3 protein-coding genes are annotated in these 4027 nt (G+C 36.2%); 2 read left to right on the forward strand and 1 reads right to left on the reverse strand.

Annotated features, from left to right (window positions below; translation table 11 throughout):
- On the reverse strand, positions 1-987 hold a 987-nt coding region (locus Q0L68_RS17420; protein ID WP_296705538.1), incomplete at its 3' end, for a class I SAM-dependent RNA methyltransferase.
- Positions 988-1095: 108 nt separating this feature from the next.
- On the opposite strand from Q0L68_RS17420, the gene Q0L68_RS17425 reads away from it, so the two are divergent.
- Together Q0L68_RS17425 and Q0L68_RS17430 are read left to right on the forward strand one after the other, a co-directional pair.
- Positions 1096-1908, forward strand: coding sequence for an SDR family oxidoreductase (locus Q0L68_RS17425; RefSeq protein WP_296705539.1), 813 nt, complete (start codon positions 1096-1098; stop codon positions 1906-1908).
- Positions 1909-4027, forward strand: a 2119-nt coding sequence (locus tag Q0L68_RS17430; RefSeq protein WP_296705540.1) for an AAA domain-containing protein, incomplete at its 3' end; no start/stop codon positions are given.

The following is a 4027-nucleotide window of genomic DNA, read 5'->3' on the forward strand; positions in this document are numbered from 1 at the left end:
AGTATATAAATCATAGACAATTTCATCCCCCTTCAGGTCTGCAAACTCTCTGGCAACTTTGTATAATTCGTATGCTTGTTCTGAGTTGGTTTGGTAGAAGGATTTGGGTCCGATTCGGAATTTTAATCCTTCCATCTCCTCTTCGATGTAGGGCAATCCGGCATAAGTAACCAACTCCAAATCATGAAATGTCTCGTTTCCTTTGGTATTGATCACATAAAGAAGTGAAGTGATTTCTGGGAATTTTACTTTCAAAAACTCCATCACTTTATCTATGGATTCTGATTCTGATTCGCCGAACTGAACAATAACCATAGTCTGTCCAGTGCTTGTGGTACGGATGATCAAGTTTCTTAGAAGCCCAACTTGATTTCGGATATCATAAAATGAGAGTTTGTTTTCTAAAGCAAAATCTCTCAATTCATTTCGGACATCATTAGAAATACCTCCTTGGAGATAGCAATGATCAACATCCACTATTTTGTCAAACATCTTTGGAATGTGAAAGCCTAATGCATTTCTTTCAAATTCCTCTTCTGATCGGATTTGATCTAGAGTAAGCCATTTTTTGTTGCTGAAAGTAAAGTCGAGTTTATTTCTATAATATTTTATTTTTTCAGAACCCAGAATAGGCATAACTTCAGGAATTTCCACTTTCGCAATGCGTTCAAATTGATCGACTACTTGTTGTCGCTTGTAGTTTTTTTGCAAATCATAATTGATATGTTGCCACTTACAACCACCACAAGTTCCGAAATGGGAACAAAAAGGATCAATTCTGTCTTTAGAGTATTGATGAAAGGTGACAGGATTCCCTTCCATGAACGAACTTTTGCCTTTTGTGATTCGTACATCTACCACGTCTCCAGGAGCAACACCAGACACAAAAACTACTTTTCCATCATGATGTCCAACACATTTTCCTTCCGAAGCGATACGCTCTATTTCAAGATTGGAGACAATTTTATTTTTCATTTTCCTCGACATGGGCGCAAAATTAGGGAAAAACGAAAGGGAGAAGAAAAACCTTACAGAAAAGGTGCTATGTTCCCATCATTTTTTTTGTTTTAACTATCTTTGTGACATCATAAACGCATGAAATTTAAGAACAAAGTCGTCATCATTACAGGAGCTACTTCAGGAATTGGAGCTGCATGCGCCTATGCATTTGGCAGTGAAGGAGCTAGAATCGCCATTACAGGCAGAAATCCTGAGAAATTGGAGGTTGAAAGAAAAATTTTAGACGATGCTGGGATTGAAGTTATTGCGATTTTGTCAGATTCTGGTTCTGAAATAGATAACCAAAAAATGGCAGATGAGGTCCTATCAAAATTCGGAAGGATTGATATTCTGATAAATAATGCTGGAATTTCGATGAGAGCGTTGTTTCAAGATCTCGATTTAGAGGTTTTCAAAAAGGTTATGGATACTAATTTTTGGGGGACTGTTTATGCAACCAAATATTGTTTGCCCTCAATTATGAAAAATAAAGGATCCATTGTTGGCATTTCTTCAATCAACGGATTTAGAGGTACACCGGCAAGGACAGCCTATACGGCAAGTAAGTATGCGATGAACGGCTTTTTCGAATCACTTAGGACGGAGGTAATGCATGAGGGAGTTCACGTATTGGTTGCTTCTCCTGGATTTACAGCTTCCAATATTCGAAATAATGCCTTAACTGCAAATGGGGCTTCTCAAGGCGAATCTCCCCGAGATGAATCAAATATGATGTCCCCAGGAGATGTGGCTGAGGCCATTGTGAAAGCTACTTTAAAGAGAAAAAGAGATTTGGTCTTAACTTCCCAAGGCAAGCTTGTAGTTTTTTTAAATAAATGGATTCCGGGGATTATGGATGGAATTGTGTACAGAGAAATGGCTAAGGAACCTGATTCGCCCATCAAATAGATGTCAGAATCGATCTTTCAAAACTATCTGAACAGATTGACGGACTTGTCTTCAAAAAATAAGTCCTTATACATTCCCAAAATTGAAGGAAGTGGATTCATAGATTTGTTCGAGTTTGATTTTTTGAATAATGAGCCCTCCTTTGAAATATTGCAAAAGCTTATCCAAGGCAAAAAGAAAATCCCCTTAATTCCGGAGTCAGATCCACGTCAGGCTAGCATCAACACCCTTTCTAAAGCTCTTTCAAGACTTGATTTTCGAGATCAACTTACCCAGGAAGAAACTGGAGATCATGCACTATTTCTTTCTTGGCTTTTTGTGGAGGGCAAAATGATCAATGGCCAAGTCCTTAGAGCTCCATTATTGATCCATTCAGTTACAATCAAAAAAGAACAGGAAACCTGGATCTTGGTTCCGGAAGGCTCATGGCAGTTGAATCCAGTATTCCTCTTGGCATATAGATTAGCTTATAAAAAAGAATTTGAGTCGGAAATCTTAGAAGATGAACTGAATTCCTTTTCTAAAGATCCAACTGAATTTAGGACTCAGTTAAGCAGATTCATCCAAGATCTGTTTGCTATTCAAGTTAGCTCATCTCTTTTTGAGAATAGAATTGATCGATTTCCTAATTCTCAAAAATCATTGGATAAATCTAATTTTGCCGATGGGAAAATAAGTTTGAAAAACTATTCACTTTTGGGACAGTATTCTCATAGAGGAAGTTTCCTGATTAAAGAATATGAAGCCTTATTGGGGAAGACACACCATCCAAATCTGGAAGAATTTTTCCAGGAAAAATTTTTATTCCCTCAAGAAATACCGATTCCAAAAGAAGATAAATTATTTCCGATTTTCCCTTTAGATGCTTCTCAAGAACATGTATTGCACTCTGTAAGACAAGGAAAAAGTCTGGTAGTGGAAGGTCCTCCTGGAACAGGAAAATCCCAATTGATTGCCAATTTGGTATCAGATTATATTGCAAGGGGGAAAAAAGTATTGGTTGTTTCCCAAAAAAGAGCTGCTTTAGATGTTGTCTTTGAACGGATGAAGAAAGTAGGATTTGGAGAGTTTTTGGGGTTGGTACATGATTATAAGGTAGATCAGAAGTCCTTATTTTTAAAAATCAAATCTCAAATTGATTCTATTGAGAGTTACCAAGAACTAAATCGAGGAATAGATTCCATGTTTCTTGAAAGGGAGATTTTAGGATATTCTAAAACTATCAAAAGACTATCAGAAAAATTTGAAGAATTGCGGGATTCATTGATTGATAGCTCAGCAGCGGGGATCCCTATTAAAGCGATGTACCTTCAAGCAAATATGACTGGAGAAACCATAGATTCTCCACTGCTTGTTCATTTAAACTGGGAAGAAGCACAGACTTTTAAAAAAGAGTTTCAAATTTTTAAAGCATATAAATCAAAATTTGAAGGAACATTTTGGGAGAAGAGAGTTTCCTTTTCACATCTTAAACCAGTTAATTTTCCTCAGATCGTTCAAGCGATAGAAGAAATAGAAACTTATGATTTAAATAGTGCTCCAAATGCTTGGAATAAAATTTTTTTAATCGAGGAAAAAAAGATTTTGCTTAATCAAGAGGGGTTTAGCAAGGAAATGCAAAATTCCTTGGATGATTTCAAGTCTCTTGCAAACCCTGGTCTAGCCTTGGAAATCACTTTTGATCCAAAGAAAAGGAAGGTATTGAATAAGGTTCAAAAATTAATTTCAGCTGCAACAAAAAAACTACAGACTCTAGATTTTCAAATCCCTCATGATATCACTTCTTTAAAAGTAGATCAGATGGAGCTTGAAAATCAGCTAAAATCTTGGTTTGCCCCAATCTTACTCCCTTTGAAAAAGAAACGCTTCTCTAATTTTTCTAAATGGTTGGAATTAAATGGGAAGAAATTTACTCCAAAAAACATTGAAAAAGCTCTTGAAGAATTTGAAATCATTCAGGGAATTGTGGATGAAATGAATAAGTTGAATGACTTTACCAACTTAGATTTTTCAATATCCCATCTCGAGAGTTTAAAGAATGAGGTAAATGAGGTCTTGGTATGGCTTTCAAATATGGAAACCTTAAAAAGAATTATTGGGATTTTAGATCTTAATAGCC

This window comes from Algoriphagus sp., assembly GCF_024642405.1.
In the GTDB taxonomy this organism is placed as follows: domain Bacteria; phylum Bacteroidota; class Bacteroidia; order Cytophagales; family Cyclobacteriaceae; genus Algoriphagus.

Bases quoted from the DNA above. Each gene is read 5' to 3' on its own strand.
- Q0L68_RS17425 (WP_296705539.1), top strand. From the start codon at position 1,096: ATGAAATTTAAGAACAAAGTCGTCATCATTACAGGAGCTACTTCAGGA.